This is a genomic window from Pseudomonas sp. SDT291_1_S447 (assembly GCF_054070155.1).
The window spans coordinates 151936-169607 of the sequence record NZ_JBSVXS010000002.1 but is presented as its reverse complement, the minus strand read 5'-3'; the positions used below and the strand labels follow the sequence as shown (position 1 = coordinate 169607).

19 protein-coding genes are annotated in these 17672 nt (G+C 59.8%); 13 read left to right on the top strand and 6 right to left on the bottom strand.

Annotation, left to right across the window (positions count from 1 at the left end; genetic code table 11):
• Window positions 1-182 precede the first annotated feature (182 nt).
• The 3 genes from ACW9IR_RS01830 to ACW9IR_RS01820 all read right to left on the bottom strand — a co-directional run bounded on the left by ACW9IR_RS01830 (window position 183) and on the right by ACW9IR_RS01820 (window position 2310).
• Complete coding sequence (locus ACW9IR_RS01830) at window positions 183-821, bottom strand: LysE family translocator (RefSeq protein ID WP_102900047.1); 639 nt, start codon at window positions 819-821, stop codon at window positions 183-185.
• Between the two features lies 1 nt (window position 822).
• Window positions 823-1593, bottom strand: coding sequence for a 2OG-Fe(II) oxygenase (locus tag ACW9IR_RS01825; protein ID WP_457461388.1), 771 nt, complete (start codon window positions 1591-1593; stop codon window positions 823-825).
• Window positions 1594-1683: 90 nt separating this feature from the next.
• Complete coding sequence (locus ACW9IR_RS01820; RefSeq protein ID WP_102900045.1) at window positions 1684-2310, bottom strand: alanyl-tRNA editing protein; 627 nt, start codon at window positions 2308-2310, stop codon at window positions 1684-1686.
• A gap of 90 nt (window positions 2311-2400) precedes the next feature.
• Here ACW9IR_RS01820 and ACW9IR_RS01815 point away from each other — a divergent pair, with 90 nt between their 5' ends.
• A complete protein-coding gene (locus ACW9IR_RS01815) occupies window positions 2401-3399 on the top strand; it encodes a LysR family transcriptional regulator (protein WP_077574093.1) in 999 nt (332 codons plus the stop codon).
• A gap of 62 nt (window positions 3400-3461) precedes the next feature.
• Here the strand turns inward: ACW9IR_RS01815 and ACW9IR_RS01810 are convergent, their stop codons facing one another.
• Both ACW9IR_RS01810 and ACW9IR_RS01805 read right to left on the bottom strand, forming a co-directional pair.
• Window positions 3462-3869, bottom strand: coding sequence for a PA2817 family protein (locus tag ACW9IR_RS01810; RefSeq protein WP_102900043.1), 408 nt, complete (start codon window positions 3867-3869; stop codon window positions 3462-3464).
• Between the two features lie 74 nt (window positions 3870-3943).
• The gene (locus tag ACW9IR_RS01805) at window positions 3944-6391 is read right to left on the bottom strand and encodes an acyl-CoA dehydrogenase (RefSeq protein WP_457461385.1); all 2448 of its coding nucleotides are present in this window, start codon (window positions 6389-6391) and stop codon (window positions 3944-3946) included.
• Window positions 6392-6639: 248 nt separating this feature from the next.
• On the opposite strand from ACW9IR_RS01805, the gene ACW9IR_RS01800 reads away from it, so the two are divergent.
• The 4 genes from ACW9IR_RS01800 to ACW9IR_RS01785 all read left to right on the top strand — a co-directional run bounded on the left by ACW9IR_RS01800 (window position 6640) and on the right by ACW9IR_RS01785 (window position 9798).
• A complete protein-coding gene (locus ACW9IR_RS01800; RefSeq protein WP_457461383.1) occupies window positions 6640-7299 on the top strand; it encodes a transglutaminase-like domain-containing protein in 660 nt (219 codons plus the stop codon).
• Window positions 7300-7342: 43 nt separating this feature from the next.
• Window positions 7343-7966, top strand: a complete 624-nt coding sequence (locus tag ACW9IR_RS01795; protein WP_457461381.1) for a glutathione S-transferase family protein — start codon at window positions 7343-7345, stop codon at window positions 7964-7966.
• Between the two features lie 123 nt (window positions 7967-8089).
• On the top strand, window positions 8090-9022 hold the full coding sequence (locus ACW9IR_RS01790; protein WP_150731190.1) for an ABC transporter ATP-binding protein: 933 nt from the start codon (window positions 8090-8092) through the stop codon (window positions 9020-9022).
• On the top strand, window positions 9019-9798 hold the full coding sequence (locus ACW9IR_RS01785) for an ABC transporter permease (RefSeq protein WP_100847682.1): 780 nt from the start codon (window positions 9019-9021) through the stop codon (window positions 9796-9798). Before ACW9IR_RS01790 ends, ACW9IR_RS01785 begins: the two co-directional genes overlap by 4 nt.
• A gap of 155 nt (window positions 9799-9953) precedes the next feature.
• On the opposite strand, the gene ACW9IR_RS01780 is transcribed toward ACW9IR_RS01785, so the two are convergent.
• Window positions 9954-10472 carry a DUF2062 domain-containing protein gene (locus ACW9IR_RS01780; protein WP_007908202.1) on the bottom strand — a complete coding sequence of 173 codons (519 nt, stop codon included), beginning with the start codon at window positions 10470-10472 and terminating at the stop codon, window positions 9954-9956.
• A gap of 136 nt (window positions 10473-10608) precedes the next feature.
• On the opposite strand from ACW9IR_RS01780, the gene ACW9IR_RS01775 reads away from it, so the two are divergent.
• The 8 genes from ACW9IR_RS01775 to murB all read left to right on the top strand — a co-directional run bounded on the left by ACW9IR_RS01775 (window position 10609) and on the right by murB (window position 17463).
• Entirely contained in the window at window positions 10609-12843 is a 2235-nt protein-coding gene (locus ACW9IR_RS01775) for a DNA internalization-related competence protein ComEC/Rec2 (RefSeq protein WP_457461379.1), read from the top strand.
• 101 nt (window positions 12844-12944) lie between these two features.
• Window positions 12945-13580, top strand: a complete 636-nt coding sequence (locus ACW9IR_RS01770) for a MotA/TolQ/ExbB proton channel family protein (RefSeq protein WP_038364506.1) — start codon at window positions 12945-12947, stop codon at window positions 13578-13580.
• The gene (locus ACW9IR_RS01765; RefSeq protein ID WP_007908223.1) at window positions 13577-14005 is read left to right on the top strand and encodes an ExbD/TolR family protein; all 429 of its coding nucleotides are present in this window, start codon (window positions 13577-13579) and stop codon (window positions 14003-14005) included. Before ACW9IR_RS01770 ends, ACW9IR_RS01765 begins: the two co-directional genes overlap by 4 nt.
• Window positions 14005-15015, top strand: coding sequence for a tetraacyldisaccharide 4'-kinase (lpxK, locus tag ACW9IR_RS01760; RefSeq protein ID WP_457461376.1), 1011 nt, complete (start codon window positions 14005-14007; stop codon window positions 15013-15015). The genes ACW9IR_RS01765 and lpxK overlap by 1 nt, the downstream gene beginning before the upstream one ends.
• Window positions 15016-15036: 21 nt before the next feature.
• Entirely contained in the window at window positions 15037-15222 is a 186-nt protein-coding gene (locus ACW9IR_RS01755; protein ID WP_003174668.1) for a Trm112 family protein, read from the top strand.
• Window positions 15219-15983, top strand: coding sequence for a 3-deoxy-manno-octulosonate cytidylyltransferase (gene kdsB, locus ACW9IR_RS01750; RefSeq protein ID WP_102900036.1), 765 nt, complete (start codon window positions 15219-15221; stop codon window positions 15981-15983). The genes ACW9IR_RS01755 and kdsB overlap by 4 nt, the downstream gene beginning before the upstream one ends.
• Entirely contained in the window at window positions 15983-16447 is a 465-nt protein-coding gene (locus ACW9IR_RS01745; RefSeq protein ID WP_102900035.1) for a low molecular weight protein-tyrosine-phosphatase, read from the top strand. The genes kdsB and ACW9IR_RS01745 overlap by 1 nt, the downstream gene beginning before the upstream one ends.
• The gene (gene murB, locus ACW9IR_RS01740; RefSeq protein ID WP_457461374.1) at window positions 16444-17463 is read left to right on the top strand and encodes a UDP-N-acetylmuramate dehydrogenase; all 1020 of its coding nucleotides are present in this window, start codon (window positions 16444-16446) and stop codon (window positions 17461-17463) included. Before ACW9IR_RS01745 ends, murB begins: the two co-directional genes overlap by 4 nt.
• Window positions 17464-17672 lie beyond the last annotated feature (209 nt).

The window sequence follows — 17672 nt, the reverse complement described above, 5'->3', positions numbered from 1 at the left end:
GAGCACGACCTTGCCAAGGTCGGGGTCGCGAGTTCGAGTCTCGTTTCCCGCTCCATATTCACAAAAACGCCGCTCAATAGAGCGGCGTTTTTGTATGCGCGGGATTTGTGGTTGTGCCATCAGGTCATGCAGAAAAAGGCCCGTCGAAGCGATTCGGCGGGCCTTTTGCGTTTTGCGTCTGCCTACCAGGACAGCATCAGGCGGCCGGCAAACAGAATCAGCACTACGCCCATGGTGCGTTCGAACCAATGTCCCATGCGCATGAACAGCAGGCGTACTTTGCTGCTCGAGAAAAACAGCGCCACGATCACGAACCACAGCGCGTTTACAAAACACATCCACAAACCATAGAACGCCTGGATTTGCAGAGGTGTTTCAGCGCTGATGATTGTGGTGAAGATGGCCAGGAAAAATAGCGTGGCCTTGGGGTTGGTTGCGTTGGTCAGAAAACCGGTGCTGAAGGCTTTGAACAAGGTTTGTGCAACCACCGGCTCCTCACTGTTTTTCTCACCTTCAAGGGCCGATTTGGGTTTACTGCGCAGCAGACTGATACCCAAATACAGGATGTAAGCGCCGCCGATCACTTTGGCGACGGTCAACAACCAAGGGGTCGTGTGCATCAATGCTCCCACGCCCAGTAGCGTGTACAGCACGTGCACGGAAATCCCCGCGCCAATACCCAGCGCCGTGCAGATCCCCACCAGTCGGCCGAAGCGTACGCTTTGGCGAATAGTCACCGCGAAGTCCGGGCCGGGAGCAACCACAGCCAGGAAGTGAATAGTAGCCAGCGCCAGAAACTCGCCCAGATAATTCGAATACATCTCAGCTCCAGTAGGTCAGGGGTGAAGCATTGCCGCGATAGCCGACAAAAAAGGAAAGGCTCAAGCGCGGATCTGCCACGCCCGGGGTCACCGAGTGCATGCGACGCGAATTGAACATGATGAAATCGCCGGGTTGCGGTCGGACTTCCAGCGCGGGTGGGCCGAGCAGCGCCGGTTCGATGCCGTAACTGTCGCCACGCATCTCGTCGAACTGATCCGGGGTGATGTCGTCGTCCCACATCTGCAGCGCACCGCCCTCGGTCGGCATGTTCAGATAGACGTTGCAGGCGAACTGCGCCTCCAGGCTGCGGGCCTGGAAACTGTCCGGGGCGTCCTTGGCGAAGATGTCGTGATGGGCCAGGAAGCACACGCCGGGTTTCACTACTCGCGACAGGCCGACATACATTTTCCGGCCGTAGAGATTTTCCAGGTGTGCGCCGGCCGGCCAGGATTCGTCGAGCATGCAGCGCAAGGTATCGATCGGTGAGGAATAGGGGGCGCAGCGATTGCGCAGTTCCGCGATGTTGCTGGTGGCGCGTTCGAAGTAGTCTTCGATCAGTAACGGCTGGTTTTCCGCCTCATAAAAAGCCATGCCGATGCGGCCGATGCTCGGTGCGTTGATGTAACCCTCAAAACCTGGAGCAAGAATTTTGTTGCCAATCTGAATGGCCAGCGGCTCAGGCAGAAAACCTTTGAAGCGGATGGCGAGGACTTCTTCGTTGGCCAGTTTTTTTATGCACGTCTCATCGAGACGCTCGACGTCTAGCATCATTGTTTTTAGGTCCATCTATCGATAGTCAACGGAACCGGCGAATGCGGTTCCCCCGGCGTCGGACGCTGCGTGAGGCAGCGCCCGAAATGCTCAATCCACGCTGTAGTGGACGGACAACGTGCCTTTCTTCTGCGAAAGGGACGCGATCGTGACTGTGCCCAGATCCTTCAGGCTACGTACATGGGTGCCGCCGCAGCCATAGGCGGGCAGTTCACCAAAACCGATTTCCCGCGCACCTTCGCGTAGCGAGGTCAGGCGGGGCAGGTCGTGCTCGATCCAGTGGTCGATCCCGGTTTGAACGGTCTCGGTGTCGACTTCCTGCGCAGCATCGCCGGGTTTGAATTGCACTCGACCTTCATCCGGCCAGTGGTGTGCCTTGATCGGCATCCAGCCCATGGCCTGAACGAAATGTCCGATCAGGTGGCCGGCCGAATGCATACGGGTGTTGAAGCTGCGGCGTTCTCCATCGACACGGATACAGGTCATGCCAAGCTTTACCGGGCGGTCGACGTAATGAACGATCCGGTCCGGTTCCTGTACGACGCGTAATACCTGGCTCTCATCGATCCAGCCGGTATCGCAGGGCTGGCCACCCCCTTGCGGATGGAACAGAGTGGCGCGCAGCACCACGGCAAATTCGTTCTCGTGGGGCGTGCAGTCGAGGACTTCTACATTAGCCTTGAGGTCATCACTATGGAAAAAGAGGCGAAGCGTCATATTCCATGCCCTTATTTAAATTTCTATTTTTATTATATGAATCGTGTAATAACGTGATAATCCGTTAAAACATCAAAGGACTTGTGCGCTGTGAGCATAAATCTTCCGCTCCCGCTGCTTGGTGAGATGGCAATCTTCGTCAAGGTCGTGGAGACCGGCAGCTTTTCTGAAGCGGCTCGGCAACTGGGTTCATCGCCGTCGGCGGTCAGTCGCAGTATTTCGCGCCTGGAAAAAGCCTTGGCCACGCGACTGTTGCAGCGCACTACGCGCAAGCTGCGTTTGAGTGATGGCGGCGAAGAGGTATTCAAGCGTTGTCAGGAGATGGTAAGCGCGGCCAAGTCAGTGATGGAAATCAGTGGCCAGTTCACCCATGAAGCGGAAGGGCTGGTGCGGGTCAGCGTGCCAAAAGCAGTCGGGCGGTTTGTGATTCATCCGCACATGCCCGAGTTTCTGCGGCGTTATCCCAAGGTTGATGTCGAGTTGCTACTGGAGGATCGCCAGGTCGATTTGATCGACGACCATGTCGATCTGGCCATTCGTATTACGGATCGACCACCGGCCGGGTTGGTCGGGCGGCAATTGCTGACCATCGATCATTTGCTCTGTGCCACGCCGCAGTACCTGGCCGAGCACGGCACCCCGACTCACCCTCATGATTTGCTCAATCACAGCTGTATTTATCTGGGTGAAACCCCCAGCGACGCACGCTGGAAATTCAAGAAAGGCAGCAAGGCAGTGACGGTGGGTGTGCGCGGGCGCTATGCCGCCAATCACACCGGTGTGCGCTTGGGTGCGGTGTTGCAGCACATCGGCATTGGCAGCCTGCCGTATTTCACTGCCCGTTACGCACTTGAGCAGAAGTTGATTGTGCAGGTGCTGCCGGACTGGACCTTTCTGGCGTCCTACCATGGCGGACTGTGGTTGCTGCATTCGCCGACGCGCTATCTGCCACCCAAGCTACGGGTGTTTATCGACTATCTGGTGGAGTGTCTGCAGAAAGAGCCGACCTTGAGCAAGCCGGGCAAGTCAGGTGGTGCGAGTAACGCAGCGATGGCGTATGAATTACCGGAAAGCGAAGGGCTGCTCTAACGACAATGCAAAAAAATGCCCGCATGGACAACCATGCGGGCATTTTCATAACGGCGCGAAAATCAGTGCTTGCTGTCCTGAGCGGACATCGCCAGCAGCTGTTTTTCCTGATTCCAGTCGAACGGTTCATCGTTCTGTTCGGCTTCGTAACGGCGTTCTTCCAGGGCCTGATACATGTCGATCTCTTCATCGGACAGGTAGTGCAGGCAGTCACCGGCGAAGAACCACAGCAGATCACGCGGGATCAGGTGGGCGATCTGCGGATAACGGCTAATCACTTGAGTCAGGATGTCCTGGCCCAGGTACTGGCTTTCGATTGGATCGATCGGCAGCGATGCGAGCAGTTCGTCGAAGCGCTCCAGGAACAGGGCATGGCTTTCTTCGGGAACCTGTTCGGCCTCACCTACGGCGACCAGGATGCTGCGCAGGTGGTCGAGTAATACAAGATGATCGGCAACGACGTTGGACACGAGATAAGTCCTCAAGAGCAAAACGGGCGCGGGAGTATAAAGCTCCTGCGCCCTCTTGGACATGGTTGTCAGGATCAGCGGACTTTGCCCTCTGCCAGCGTCAACTCCTCTTTGTCGAAATCATCGACATCGATCACCTTGCGTCGCGCCGCTTCGGCATCGCGCAGACTCTGCGCTTCCACCGGTTGCAATACTCCAGCTTCAAGCGCGGCATCGATGGCGTGTTCGCCCGCGACCGGTTTGACCTGACCGCTTTTCAGCGAAGTGTGCAGTTTTTTGTGCAACGGCTGCGCGGCATTCAGCAGATCGCTGGCGTGTTGCAGCGCGCCGACGGCATCGTCTGCCGACTGCGGGCGATAACAACCGGCAAGCAGTTCTTCCAGCGCCGGATCACCCTTGGCGCGACCAATGACGCCAGCCACTTCGGCGCCGAGTTTGTCCGACGGGCCTTTGTGACGACGACCGAACGGGAAGACGATGGCTCGCAACAGACAACCGAACACTTTGTTCGGGAAGTTGCGCAGCAACTCATCCAGTGCCCGTTCCGATTGGCCGAGGCTTTCTTCCATCGCCCAACGGAATAGCGGTTCCATGTAGGCCGGCGAATCCAGATCGTGATAACGCTTGAGCGCGGCCGAGGCCAGATACAGATTGCTCAACACATCACCCAAACGTGCCGACAGACGTTCACGACGCTTCAGTTCGCCGCCGAGCAGCATCATGCTGAAGTCGGCGAGCATGGCGAACGCCGCCGCCTGACGATTGAGTGCACGGAAGTATCCCTGACTGATCTTGTCGCCCGGCGCATGTTCGAAGTGACCGAAGCCGAGGTTCAGCACCAGCGTGCTGGCCGCGTTGCTCACGGCGAAACCGATGTGTTTGAGCAGCAGGCCATCGAACTCTTTCAGCGCCTGATCCTTGTCTTCGCGGCCGGCCAGAGCCATTTCCTTGAGCACAAATGGATGGCAACGAATCGCGCCCTGACCGAAGATCATCAGGTTGCGCGAGAGGATGTTCGCGCCTTCCACGGTGATGAAGATCGGCGCACCGTTCCAGCTGCGTCCGAGGTAGTTGTTCGGGCCCATGATGATCGCCTTGCCGCCGTGCACATCCATGGCGTGGCTGATGCACTCACGGCCGCGTTCGGTGAGGTGGTATTTGAGGATCGCCGACAACACCGAGGGTTTCTCGCCGAGATCCACCGCGTTGGCCGTGAGCATCCGCGCCGCGTCCATCATCCACGCGTTGCCGCCGATGCGCGCCATGGCTTCCTGAATACCTTCGAACGCCGACAGCGGCACGTTGAATTGCTCACGAATCTGCGCGTACTGGCCAGTGACCAGACTGGTGAATTTCGCCGCGCCGGTGCCGACGGCTGGCAACGAGATCGAACGGCCGACCGACAGGCAGTTCATCAACATCATCCAGCCTTTGCCGAGCATTTCCTGACCGCCGATAAGGAAGTCCAGCGGAATGAACACATCCTTGCCGGAATTCGGGCCGTTCATGAACGCCGCGCCCAGTGGCAGGTGACGACGGCCGATTTCCACGCCGGCGGTATCGGTCGGGATCAGCGCCAGGCTGATGCCGAGGTCTTCCTTGTCGCCCAGCAGATGTTCCGGGTCGTAGGCCTTGAAAGCCAGGCCGAGGAGGGTAGCGACCGGGCCGAGGGTGATGTAGCGTTTTTCCCAATTCAGGCGCAGGCCGATGACTTCCTGACCTTCCCACTGACCTTTGCAGATGATCCCGGTGTCGGGCATCGCCCCGGCATCGGAACCCGCGAGCGGGCCGGTGAGGGCAAAGCACGGAATGTCATCGCCCCGGGCCAGACGCGGCAGGTAGTGATTGCGTTGTTCGTCGGTGCCGTAATGCAGCAGCAGTTCGGCCGGGCCGAGTGAGTTCGGCACCATGACGGTGGAGGCGAGGTCACCGCTGCGGGTCGCCAGTTTCATTGCCACTTGCGAGTGGGCGTAGGCCGAGAACCCTTTACCGCCAAATTCTTTCGGAATGATCAGGGCAAAAAAACCGTGTTCCTTGATGTGCGTCCAGGCTTCCGGGGGAAGGTCCATCGACTGGCCGATCTGCCAGTCAGTGACCATCGCGCAAAGCTCTTCGGTCGGGCCGTCGATGAACGCTTGCTCTTCTTCGCTCAGTTGCACCTTCGGATAGGCCAGCAATTTGTCCCAGTCCGGACGGCCGCTGAACAGCTCGCCATCCCACCACACTGTACCGGCGTCGATCGCGTCGCGTTCGGTCTGCGACATCGGCGGCAGGGTTTTCTGGAACCAGTTGAACAGCGGCGCGGTGAAATGTTTGCGGCGCAGATCAGGCAGCAGCAAGGGTGCAGCGACCACCGCCAGCAAGACCCACAAGACCACCAATAACCAGCCCGGCGCGTGACTGAAAATACCCATCGCCAACAAGTAGACGGCAACAATGCCCAACGCAGGCAGCGGGGCGATACGCCGGTGGGCGAGATACGCCACGCCGACGATCAAAACCAGTATCCACAACAACAGCATATTCAGTCCTCCGTGAACCAAGGCAAATCGACCCTCCAGAGCTTAGACGGCATCTGTAAAAGCGGGTGGTCAGAGCAAGGTGATTGAAATCGTGGGAAACCCCGGATGGTTTTCGTAGGTTCGGTGGGCAACACGTGTGGGAAATCGTTCGCCGATCCCGCGTCTTTGCGTCCAAGTTTGGCCGAAACGTCGTTATCTCTGTGCTGAAGCTGTCGCTAGACTCGGGGCTCACCCAGGAGATTGTCGTCATGCACGAGTATCTGAGCCCCGGCCGCTTCATCGATAGTGACCACCCGGCGGTGGTGGAGTTCGCCGAACAACATCGTGGTGCCAGCCGCGATCCGCTCGAGCAGGCGATCAGTCTTTATTACGCCGTGCGTGAGGTGGTGCGTTACAACCCGTACACCTTCAGCCGCGATCCGCAGACCTTGCGCGGCAGCTATGCGTTGGCGAAGGGGGAGAGTTATTGCGTACCGAAAGCCACGCTGCTGGCGGGCTGCGCACGGCATTGCGGGATCCCGGCGCGTATCGGTCTGGCCGATGTGCGCAATCACCTGTCGACCCCGCGCCTGCTTGAACTGCTGAAGAGCGACATGTTCGCCATGCACGGTTACACCGAGCTGTTTCTCAATGATCGCTGGGTCAAGGCAACACCGGCGTTCAATCAGCAACTGTGTGAGTTGTTCAACGTCGCTCCGTTGGAATTCGATGGCATCAACGACAGCGTTTTTCATCCGTTCAACCGTGACGGGGCGCAGTTGATGGAGTATCTGGTCGATCACGGTCAATTCGCCGATGTGCCGGAAACGTTCTTCTTCGAGCATCTGCAAAAGTGCTATCCGCATCTGTTCACTGATCTGCAGCCGCAACTGCTGGGCGATATGCAGAGTGATTTGAGCCGTACCTGATCCGGCGTATGCTGCCTGCCCACTCATTTGAAAAGAGGCGGTCATGCTGAAGATCTGGGGACGGAAAAACTCATCGAATGTCAGGAAGCCATTGTGGGCCGCCGAGGAACTCGGTCTGGCTTACGAGGCGATCAATGCCGGTGGCGCATTCGGCGTAGTCGACACTCCTGAGTACCGGGCGATGAATCCGAACGGTCGGGTGCCGGTGATCGAGGACGACGGTTTTGTGCTGTGGGAATCCAACGCCATCGTTCGCTATCTGCTGGCCAGGCATGCGCCCGACAGCAACTGGTATTCGGCCGATCCGCAAGCTCGCGCCATCGCCGACAAATGGATGGACTGGACCACGTCGAGTTTTGCCGGTCCCTTCCGCACGGTGTTCTGGGGTGTCCTGCGCACGCCGGCGGACAAGCAGGACTGGACGGCCATCAACGCAGCGATCAAGGAATGCAGCGAGCTGCTCAACATGGCCGATCAGGCGCTCGCCAGCCAACCTTACCTGTCTGGTGAAGAAATCGGCATGGGCGACATTCCACTGGGCAGTTTCATTTATGCCTGGTTCGAGATGCCCATCGAGCGCGCGCCACAAGCGCATCTGCAAGCCTGGTACGAGCGCCTGAAGCAGCGTCCGGCCTACCGGAAAGCTGTCATGACCGCGTTGACTTAATACCTACTATCGACACACTTGACTGTACTTGTACGGCGGCGGCAAGCACCATTGCGCACTTGCGCTGCGGTTCGATCCTTCGCCGCCGTCTCCTTTTTCCCTTCAATGGTGCGTAAATCAGATATGAGTTCCGCTCTGTCCATCCGGCAGCTAACCAAAACCTACGGCAACGGGTTCCAGGCCTTGAGTGGTATCGATCTGGACGTCGCCGAAGGTGATTTTTTCGCCTTGCTCGGCCCCAACGGTGCGGGCAAATCCACGACCATCGGCATTCTCTCGACCCTGGTGAACAAGACCAGTGGCACGGTGAATATCTTCGGCCATGACCTGGACAAGAATCCTGCGCAGCTCAAGCGCTCGATCGGCGTAGTGCCCCAGGAATTCAACTTCAACCAGTTCGAAAAGACCTTCGACATCGTCGTGACCCAGGCCGGTTACTACGGCATTCCAGCGAAGATCGCCAAGGAACGCGCCGAGCAGTACCTGACCCAACTGGGCTTGTGGGACAAGCGCGATGTGCCGTCGCGTTCGCTGTCCGGCGGCATGAAGCGGCGCTTGATGATTGCCCGCGCACTGGTGCACGAACCGCGTCTGCTGATCCTCGATGAGCCGACCGCAGGCGTCGACATCGAGTTGCGCCGTTCGATGTGGACGTTCCTCACCGAGCTGAACCAGAAGGGCATCACCATCATCCTCACCACGCACTATCTGGAGGAGGCTGAGCAGTTGTGTCGCAACATCGGCATCATCGACCACGGCACCATCGTCGAGAACACCAGCATGAAACAATTGCTGGGCCAGTTGCACGTAGAAACCTTCTTGCTTGACCTGAAAAACGACTTGAACGCCGCGCCGCAATTGCTCGGCTATCCAGCCCGGTTGATCGACGGCCACACTCTCGAAGTCCAGGTCGACAAATCCATGGGCATCACGGCGTTGTTCACCCAGTTGGCGCAGCAGAACATTGAAGTACTGAGCCTGCGTAACAAAACCAATCGCCTCGAGGAGTTGTTCGTGTCCCTGGTGGAGAAAAATCTGTCGAAGGTGGCGGTATGAGTTCCGAATTCCGTCCCAACCTCGTCGCCCTGCAGACCATTGTTTACCGCGAGGTCAAACGCTTCACGCGGATCTGGCCGCAAACGCTGCTGCCGCCGGCGATCACCATGGTTCTGTACTTCGTGATCTTCGGTAACCTGATCGGTCGCCAGATCGGTGACATGGGTGGCTTCACCTACATGGAGTACATCGTGCCAGGGCTGATCATGATGTCGGTGATCACCAACTCCTACGGCAACGTGGTCTCGAGTTTCTTCGGCAGCAAGTTCCAGCGTTCGATCGAAGAGCTGATGGTATCGCCGGTGTCGCCGCACACGATTCTGATCGGCTTCACCATTGGCGGTGTGTTGCGTGGTCTGATGGTCGGCGTGATCGTGACGATCCTGTCGCTGTTCTTCACCCATTTGCAGGTACATCATCTGGGCGTGACCGTGCTGGTGGTGGTGCTGACGGCGACGATCTTCTCGTTGCTGGGCTTCATCAACGCCGTGTTTGCGCGCAACTTCGATGATATTTCGATCATCCCGACTTTTGTGCTGACGCCGCTGACGTATCTGGGCGGGGTGTTCTACTCGATCACGCTGCTGCCGCCGTTCTGGCAGACCGTGTCGCTGGCCAACCCGGTACTGCACATGGTCAACGCTTTCCGTTACGGCATTCTGGGTGTTTCGGATATCCGCATCGGCATCGCGATCACCTTTATGCTGGTGGCGACGGTGGTGTTGTATCTCGGTTGTGCGCGGTTGCTGGTGAGTGGGCGCGGGATGCGGACCTGATCCCGAACCGAGTTGCCTGCATCGCCAGCAGGCTGGCTCCCACAGGAGATCTTCGGCGCAACATAGATCCAATGTGGGAGCTTGCCTGCAAGCGATAGCGACAACCCAGACACTGCAATAAAAAACGGCCTCCCACTGCGGAGGCCGTTTTGCATTCAGCGCATGCGGCTTTTCTTGCGCCGCGCCCATTGCCGCGCGACCCACCAGCGCCAATACATCATCACCAGGCAATAGGCGAGGGCGCCAAGCACCAGCCCTACCACCACCGAGCCGAGCAGAAACGGCTGCCACAACGTCGACAACTCGCCGCTGATCCACTCCCAGGTCAACTCGTCCGGCAGATGCCTGGCGGGCACATCCATCAAAAACGCCCCAGCCTGATAAGTGCAGAAAAACACCGCCGGCATGGTGATTGGATTGGTCAGCCACACCAGGCTGACTGCAATCGGCATGTTCCCCCGCACCATGACGGCGAGTGCGGCGGCCACCAGCATCTGCGCCGGAATCGGCAGGAATGCGGCGAACAGGCCGACCGCCATCGCGCGTGCGACCGAGTGACGATTGAGGTGCCAGAGGTTCGGGTCATGCAGCAACTTGCCGAGAAAGCGTAAGGATTTGTGTTCCCTGATGCTCGTCGGGTCGGGCATGTAACGTTTGAATAAGCGCCGGGGCATAAGGCTTCTCGGTCGGTTAAGGCGGCAAGTATGTCTGGATTCTACGAAGCGCCCATTCAGACTTTGTGACAATTGTTGACGACGCTTGTGCCCGACACCCGCTATGCCTAAGTACGGGACTCTCAAGGACGGGCTTATGCGCACAGGGATGATGGCGCTGGCAGTCGGTCTGCTGGCCCCGGTTTTTATGTCGGCATTACCGCCGGTCTGGTTGATGCTGTTATTGCCGGTCGTGGCTTTGATGCTGCTGCCGTTTCGCAGCTATCCGTTGGCGCTTCTGCTGTTTGGCTTCACGTGGGCCAGTGTCGGTGCGCAGTGGGCGTTGAATGATCGTTTGCCGGCCGGGCTGGATGGCGAAACCCGGTGGGTTGAAGGGCGGGTCGTCGGGTTGCCGCAGAACAGCGACGGCGTGGTGCGTTTCGAACTGGCGGATGCGCGCTCGCGTCACGAAAAACTGCCACCGCTGATGCGCCTGGCCTGGTACGGCGGGCCGCCGGTCAACAGCGGCGAGCGCTGGCGTCTGGCGGTCAAGCTCAAGCGTGCGGGTGGTTTGCTCAATCCGGACGCTTTCGATTACGAGGCTTGGCTGCTGGCGCAACGCATCGGTGCGACCGGCACGATCAAGGACGGCCAACGCCTGAGCGAGGCACGCTGGGCCTGGCGCGACAGTATTCGGCAGCGTTTGCTCGAGGTGGACGCACAGGGGCGGGCCGGGGCATTGGCGGCGCTGGTGCTGGGCGATGGCTCGGGACTCAGTCGTGAGGACTGGCAGATTTTGCAGGATACCGGCACCGTGCACTTGCTGGTGATTTCCGGTCAGCACATTGGCTTGCTGGCGGCGGTGATGTACATGCTGGTTGCCGGCTTGGCCCGCTTTGGCCTGTGGCCGCTGCGCTGGCCCTGGCTGCCGTGGGCCTGTGGTCTGGCATTCGCGGCGGCGCTCGGTTATGGCCTCCTTGCCGGTTTCGACGTACCGGTACAGCGCGCCTGCGTGATGGTCGGGCTGGTACTGTTGTGGCGTCTGCGCTTTCGTCATCTTGGTGCGTGGTGGCCGTTGCTGCTGGCGTTCAATGCGGTGCTTTTGCTCGATCCCCTGGCCAGCCTGCGCCCCGGCTTCTGGTTGTCCTTTACGGCCGTAGCAGTGTTGATTTTTACCTTTGGTGGCCGCTTGGGTGGGTGGCGTTGGTGGCAAACCTGGACGCGGGCGCAATGGTTGATAGCCATCGGTCTGTGCCCGGTGTTGCTGGCACTGAATCTGCCGATCAGCCTGAGCGGGCCATTGGCAAATCTGTTGGCGGTGCCTTGGGTCAGCCTCGTGGTGTTGCCGCCGGCACTGCTCGGCACGCTGATGTTACCGGTGCCGCATGTCGGGGAAGGTCTTTTGTGGCTGGCCGGCGGTTTGATCGATGCGCTGTTTCGCGCTTTGGCGGTGATTGCCGGGCAGTGGCCGGCATGGACAGCCGCCGCCGTGCCGGGCTGGGTCTGGTTGCTCGGCAGCCTCGGTGCCGTGTTGTTGCTGTTGCCGCGCGGCGTGTCGATGCGTGCGCTGGGCTGGCCATTGCTGTTGCTATTGGTTGTGCCGCCACGCGAGCGCCTGGATGAAGGGGTGGCCGATATCTGGCAACTCGATGTTGGTCAAGGCCTGGCCATCCTGATCCGCACCCGTCATCACACGTTGCTTTACGACGCTGGACCGCGCTTTGGCGATTTCGATCTCGGCGAGCGGGTGGTGCTGCCCGCGTTGCGCAAACTCAATGTGGAAAAACTCGATTTGATGCTGCTCAGCCATGCGGACGCCGATCACGCTGGCGGCGCTTTGGCGATCACTCGTGGTTTGACCGTCGATCAAGTGATCAGCGGCGACCCGGAGGGATTGCCCGCGCAGTTGAGCGCCGAAGCCTGCGAAAGCGGCCGGCAATGGCAGTGGGACGGCGTGCGTTTTCAACTCTGGCAGTGGGCGGACGCTCACGACAGCAATCAGCGTTCCTGCGTGCTGCAGATCGAGGCCAATGGCGAGCGCCTGCTGCTGACCGGCGACATCGACACCCACGCCGAACGCGTCCTCCTCGACAGTCCACTGGCCGTGCCGACGCAATGGCTGCAAGCGCCTCATCATGGCAGCCGCAGTTCATCGTCAATGGCGCTGCTCAAAGTCTTGAAGCCGGAGTCTGTGCTGATCTCCCGAGGCCATGGCAACTCCTTTGGCCATCCCCACCCAACCGTGCTCGCGCGTTATCGGAAACAGGGCCTGCGCATTTACGACAGCGCCGAGCAGGGCGCCATTCATCTGCAACTGGGCCGCTTCAAACCGCCGTGGACGATGCGTCAACAGCGGCGTTTCTGGCGCGATCCGCCGGCACTCGCCCGTTGATCGGTGCCAGCATGGATGCCACATCACGGTCGTCGGAGCGGCGGGTCTTAATCGCGGATCGGTATGGTAAAGTGGCGCACTTTTTCGAGGGGACTGTCACTGTGTGGGAATTGGTCAAATCCGGCGGCTGGATGATGTTGCCGATCATTCTGAGCTCCATCGCGGCCATGGCGATCGTCGCCGAACGCCTGTGGACCCTGCGCGCCAGCCGCGTCACCCCCGAGCATCTGCTGGGCCAGGTCTGGGTCTGGATCAAGGACAAGCAGCTCAATAAAGAAAAACTCAAGGAATTGCGCGCCAATTCGCCGCTGGGGGAAATCCTCGCGGCGGGCCTGGCCAACTCCAAGCATGGTCGCGAGATCATGAAAGAGTGCATCGAAGAGGCCGCCGCCCGGGTCATTCATGAACTCGAGCGCTACGTTAACGCGCTGGGCACGATTGCCGCCATGTCGCCGTTGCTCGGTCTGCTGGGCACCGTGTTAGGCATGATCGACATTTTCAGCGCCTTCACCGGTTCCGGCATGACCACCAACGCTTCGGTCCTGGCCGGTGGTATTTCCAAAGCGTTGATCACCACTGCGGCAGGCCTGATGGTCGGTATTCCGGCGGTGTTCTTCCACCGGTTCCTGCAACGCCGCATCGATGAGCTGGTGGTGGGCATGGAACAGGAAGCGATCAAACTGGTTGAAGTGGTGCAGGGCGACCGTGACGTCGATCTGGCCGAGGGCCGGGTGTGAAATTCCGTCGCAAGCCTCGGGAAACCATCGATATCAACCTTGCGTCGCTGATCGACGTGGTGTTCATTCTGCTGCTGTTTTTCGTCGTGACCACCACGTTCACTCGCGAAACCCAGTTGCGCGTTGACCTGCCGGAAGCGGTCAGCGGCTCCCCGGCCGAAGATCAGCAGCTCAAGCAGATCGACGTGGCCATCAGCGCCGAAGGCGTGTTTTCGGTGAACAACAAGATTCTGCCGAAGAACGACTTGGCGACCCTGATGGAAGCCATGCAGAAAGAGTCCAACGGTGACACCAACATGCCGTTGTCGATCAGTGCCGACGGCAAGACGCAGCATCAATCCGTGATCACCGCCATGGACGCGGCCGGCAAGCTCGGTTTCAGCCATCTGCGCATGACCACGGTCGAGGCGGCGCCCAAATCCTGATGAGCCTGTCTGATCGTTTGCTCGCCGCGTGGTATCAGGGGCACCCGGCCCTGACGCTGCTGCGACCGCTGGAAATGTTGTATCGCCGCGTGGTGGTGGGTAAGCGCCAGCGCTTTCTCGATGGCGAAGGCGAGATTTATCAGTCGCCGGTGCCGTTGATCGTGGTTGGCAATATCACCGTCGGTGGCACCGGCAAGACGCCGATGATTCTCTGGTTGATCGAGCACTGTCGGCGCAGCGGTTTGCGCGTCGGCGTGGTCAGCCGTGGCTACGGTGCCAAACCGCCGCAACTGCCATGGCGCGTTGAGGCGGATCAAACCGCTGACATTGCCGGCGACGAACCGCTGCTGATCGTCCAGCGCACCGGCGTGCCGCTGATGATCGACCCCGATCGCAGCGCCGCCGTCAAAGCCTTGCTCGCCAGCGAACCGCTGGATCTGATCCTCTCCGATGACGGCATGCAGCACTATCGTCTGGCGCGGGATCTGGAGCTGGTGTTGATCGACGCCGCTCGCGGCCTCGGCAACAAGCGTTGCCTGCCCGCCGGGCCTTTGCGCGAGCCGATCGAACGCCTGCAAAGCGTCGACGGCGTGCTGTTCAACGGTGCCACCGAAGATCGCGACGACGGTTTCGCTTTTCGTCTGCAACCCACCGCGCTGGTCAATCTGCGCAGTGGCGAACGCAAGTCGCTCGAGCATTTTTCTGCCGGTCAGGCCGTGCACGCCGTCGCCGGGATCGGCAATCCGCAACGTTTCTTCAATACCCTCGAAGCGCTAGACTGGCGCGCAGTCCCCCATGCGTTTGCCGACCACGCTGAATACAGCGTGCAGGCCTTGAATTTCACACCGTCATTGCCATTGGTGATGACCGAAAAGGACGCGGTGAAGTGCCGTGCCTTCGCTGCTGCCGACTGGTGGTATCTGGCGGTCGATGCCGTGCCGTCGCCGGCCTTCGTGACCTGGTTCGACACACAGCTGATGCGCCTGTTGCCCGATCGGCTTTTGCCTTAACTCATTTATCAGGGAAAGTTCATGGACACCAAATTGCTCGACATCCTCGCGTGCCCGATCTGCAAAGGCCCGCTCAAGCTCAGCGCCGACAAGACCGAACTGATCAGCAAGGGCGCCGGTCTGGCGTACCCGATCCGCGACGGCATCCCGGTGATGCTCGAAAGCGAAGCCCGCACCCTGACCACCGACGAGCGTCTGGATAAATGACCACTGCCTTCACCGTTGTCATCCCGTCGCGTTACGCCTCGACCCGTTTGCCGGGCAAACCGCTGCTGGATATCGCCGGCAAGCCGATGATCCAGCACGTCTGGGAACAGGCGAGCAAAAGCAGCGCCACTCGTGTGGTGGTTGCCACTGACGATGCGCGCATCGTCGAGGCCTGCCAGGCCTTTGGCGCCGAAGTCGTGCTGACCCGTGAAGACCACAATTCCGGCACCGATCGTCTTGCCGAAGTCGCGGCGAAATTGGGTCTTGAGCCCGACGCGATCGTGGTCAACGTGCAGGGCGACGAGCCACTGATCCCACCGAGCGTGATCGATCAGGTTGCCGCCAATCTGGCCGCCCACACCGAAGCGCGCATGGCCACGCTGGCCGAGCCGATTGAGGACGTGGAAACCCTGTTCAATCCGAACGTGGTCAAGGTCGTCAGCGACCTTAACGGTCTGGCGCTGACCTTCAGCCGTGCGACCTTGCCGTGGGCGCGCGATGCCTTTGCCAAGAGCCGCGAGCAATTGCCTGAAGGCGTGCCGTACCGTCGTCACATCGGCATTTATGCCTACCGCGCCGGTTTCCTTCACGATTTTGTGAGCTGGGGCCCGTGCTGGCTGGAAAACACTGAATCGCTCGAACAACTGCGTGCCCTGTGGCACGGCGTACGCATTCATGTCGCCGACGCGCTGATCGCGCCGCCAACCGGCGTCGACACTGCCGAAGATCTTGAGCGCGTTCGTCGCCTGCTGGGGGCCTGATGCGCGTTCTGTTTGTGTGCCTGGGCAACATTTGCCGTTCGCCCACCGCTGAAGGCGTATTGCGGCACAAACTGCGTGAAGCGGGGCTGGCGGATCAAGTCGAAGTGGCTTCCGCCGGCACCGGTGACTGGCACGTCGGCAACCCGCCGGACAAGCGCAGCCAAGCCGCGGCCAAAGTGCGCGGCTATGACCTGTCGGCGCAACGCGCGCAGCAGGTCAGCCGTGCCGATTTCGCCAGTTATGACCTGATTCTGGCGATGGACAACAGTAACCTGCGCAACCTCAAGGCGTTGCAGCCGTCCACCGGCAAAGCCGAGCTGGACCTGTTTCTGCGCCGCTATGCCGGGCTGGTCGATGAAGTGCCGGATCCGTATTACGACGGCGATCAGGGTTTCGAGCAGGTGCTGGATCTGATCGAAGCGGCTTGTGACCAATTGTTGATCGAAGTGAAGGGCCGGTTATGAGTTTGCAGGTGCAACCGCAGGTATCCCTGAAACCGTTCAACAGTTTTGGCGTCGATGTGCGCGCGCAACTGTTCGCCGAAGCCCACAGCGATGCCGATGTCCGTGAAGCACTGGCGTATGCCACCGCGCACGATGTGCCGTTGCTGGTGATCGGCGGGGGCAGCAACTTGCTGCTGACGGCGGACATTCCGGCGCTGGTATTGCGCATGGCCACCCGTGGCATCCGCGTGATCAGCGATGACGGCGACCGTGTGGTGATCGAAGCTGAAGCTGGCGAGCCTTGGCATCCGTTTGTGCAATACACGCTGGCGCAGGGTTTTTCCGGACTGGAAAACCTCAGCCTGATTCCCGGCACCGTCGGCGCTGCGCCAATGCAGAACATCGGTGCCTACGGTGTCGAGATCAAGGATGTATTTGCCGGGCTCACCGCGCTGGATCGCCAGACCGGCGAACTGCGCGACTTTACACTCGAAGAATGCAACTTCGCCTACCGCGATAGCCTGTTCAAGCAGCAGCCAGGGCGTTGGCTGATTCTGCGCGTGCGCTTTGCACTCGACCGCGTCGCTCATCTGCATCTGGAATACGGCCCGGTGCGCCAGCGCCTGACCGAGCAGGGCATCGAGCAGCCGACGCCGACCGATGTCAGTCGCGCCATCTGCAGCATCCGCAGCGAGAAATTGCCGGATCCGGCGGTACTCGGCAATGCCGGCAGCTTCTTCAAGAATCCGCTGGTGTCGGCGGCCGTCGTCGCGCAGATCAAAGCGCAGCATCCGGATGTGGTCGCCTACGCGCAACCGGACGGGCAGATGAAACTGGCTGCTGGCTGGTTGATCGAGCGCGCTGGCTGGAAAGGTTTCCGTGAGGCCGATGCCGGCGTGCATAAATTGCAGGCACTGGTGCTGGTCAATTACGGCACGGCGACCGGTCTGCAACTGCTCGACCTCGCGCAACGCATCCAGAAAGACATTGCCGAACGATTCAATGTCGACCTGGAAATGGAGCCTAACCGCTATTAGTGCAGCTACGAGCTTCAAGCTTTTAGCGGCAAGCTACAATCTTGATTGTGAGCCAGCTACTGCCTTTACTTGCAGCTTGTAGCTAAAAGCTTGCAACTGAAAAGCCCTGTCTCAGCAGGGCTTTTTTGTTAACGCTGGGTTAACTTAGCGAGCTAACGATAACCGTCATTTGCTCCACCAAAGGCCCGGTGCAGACGTTCCCGTCAGCA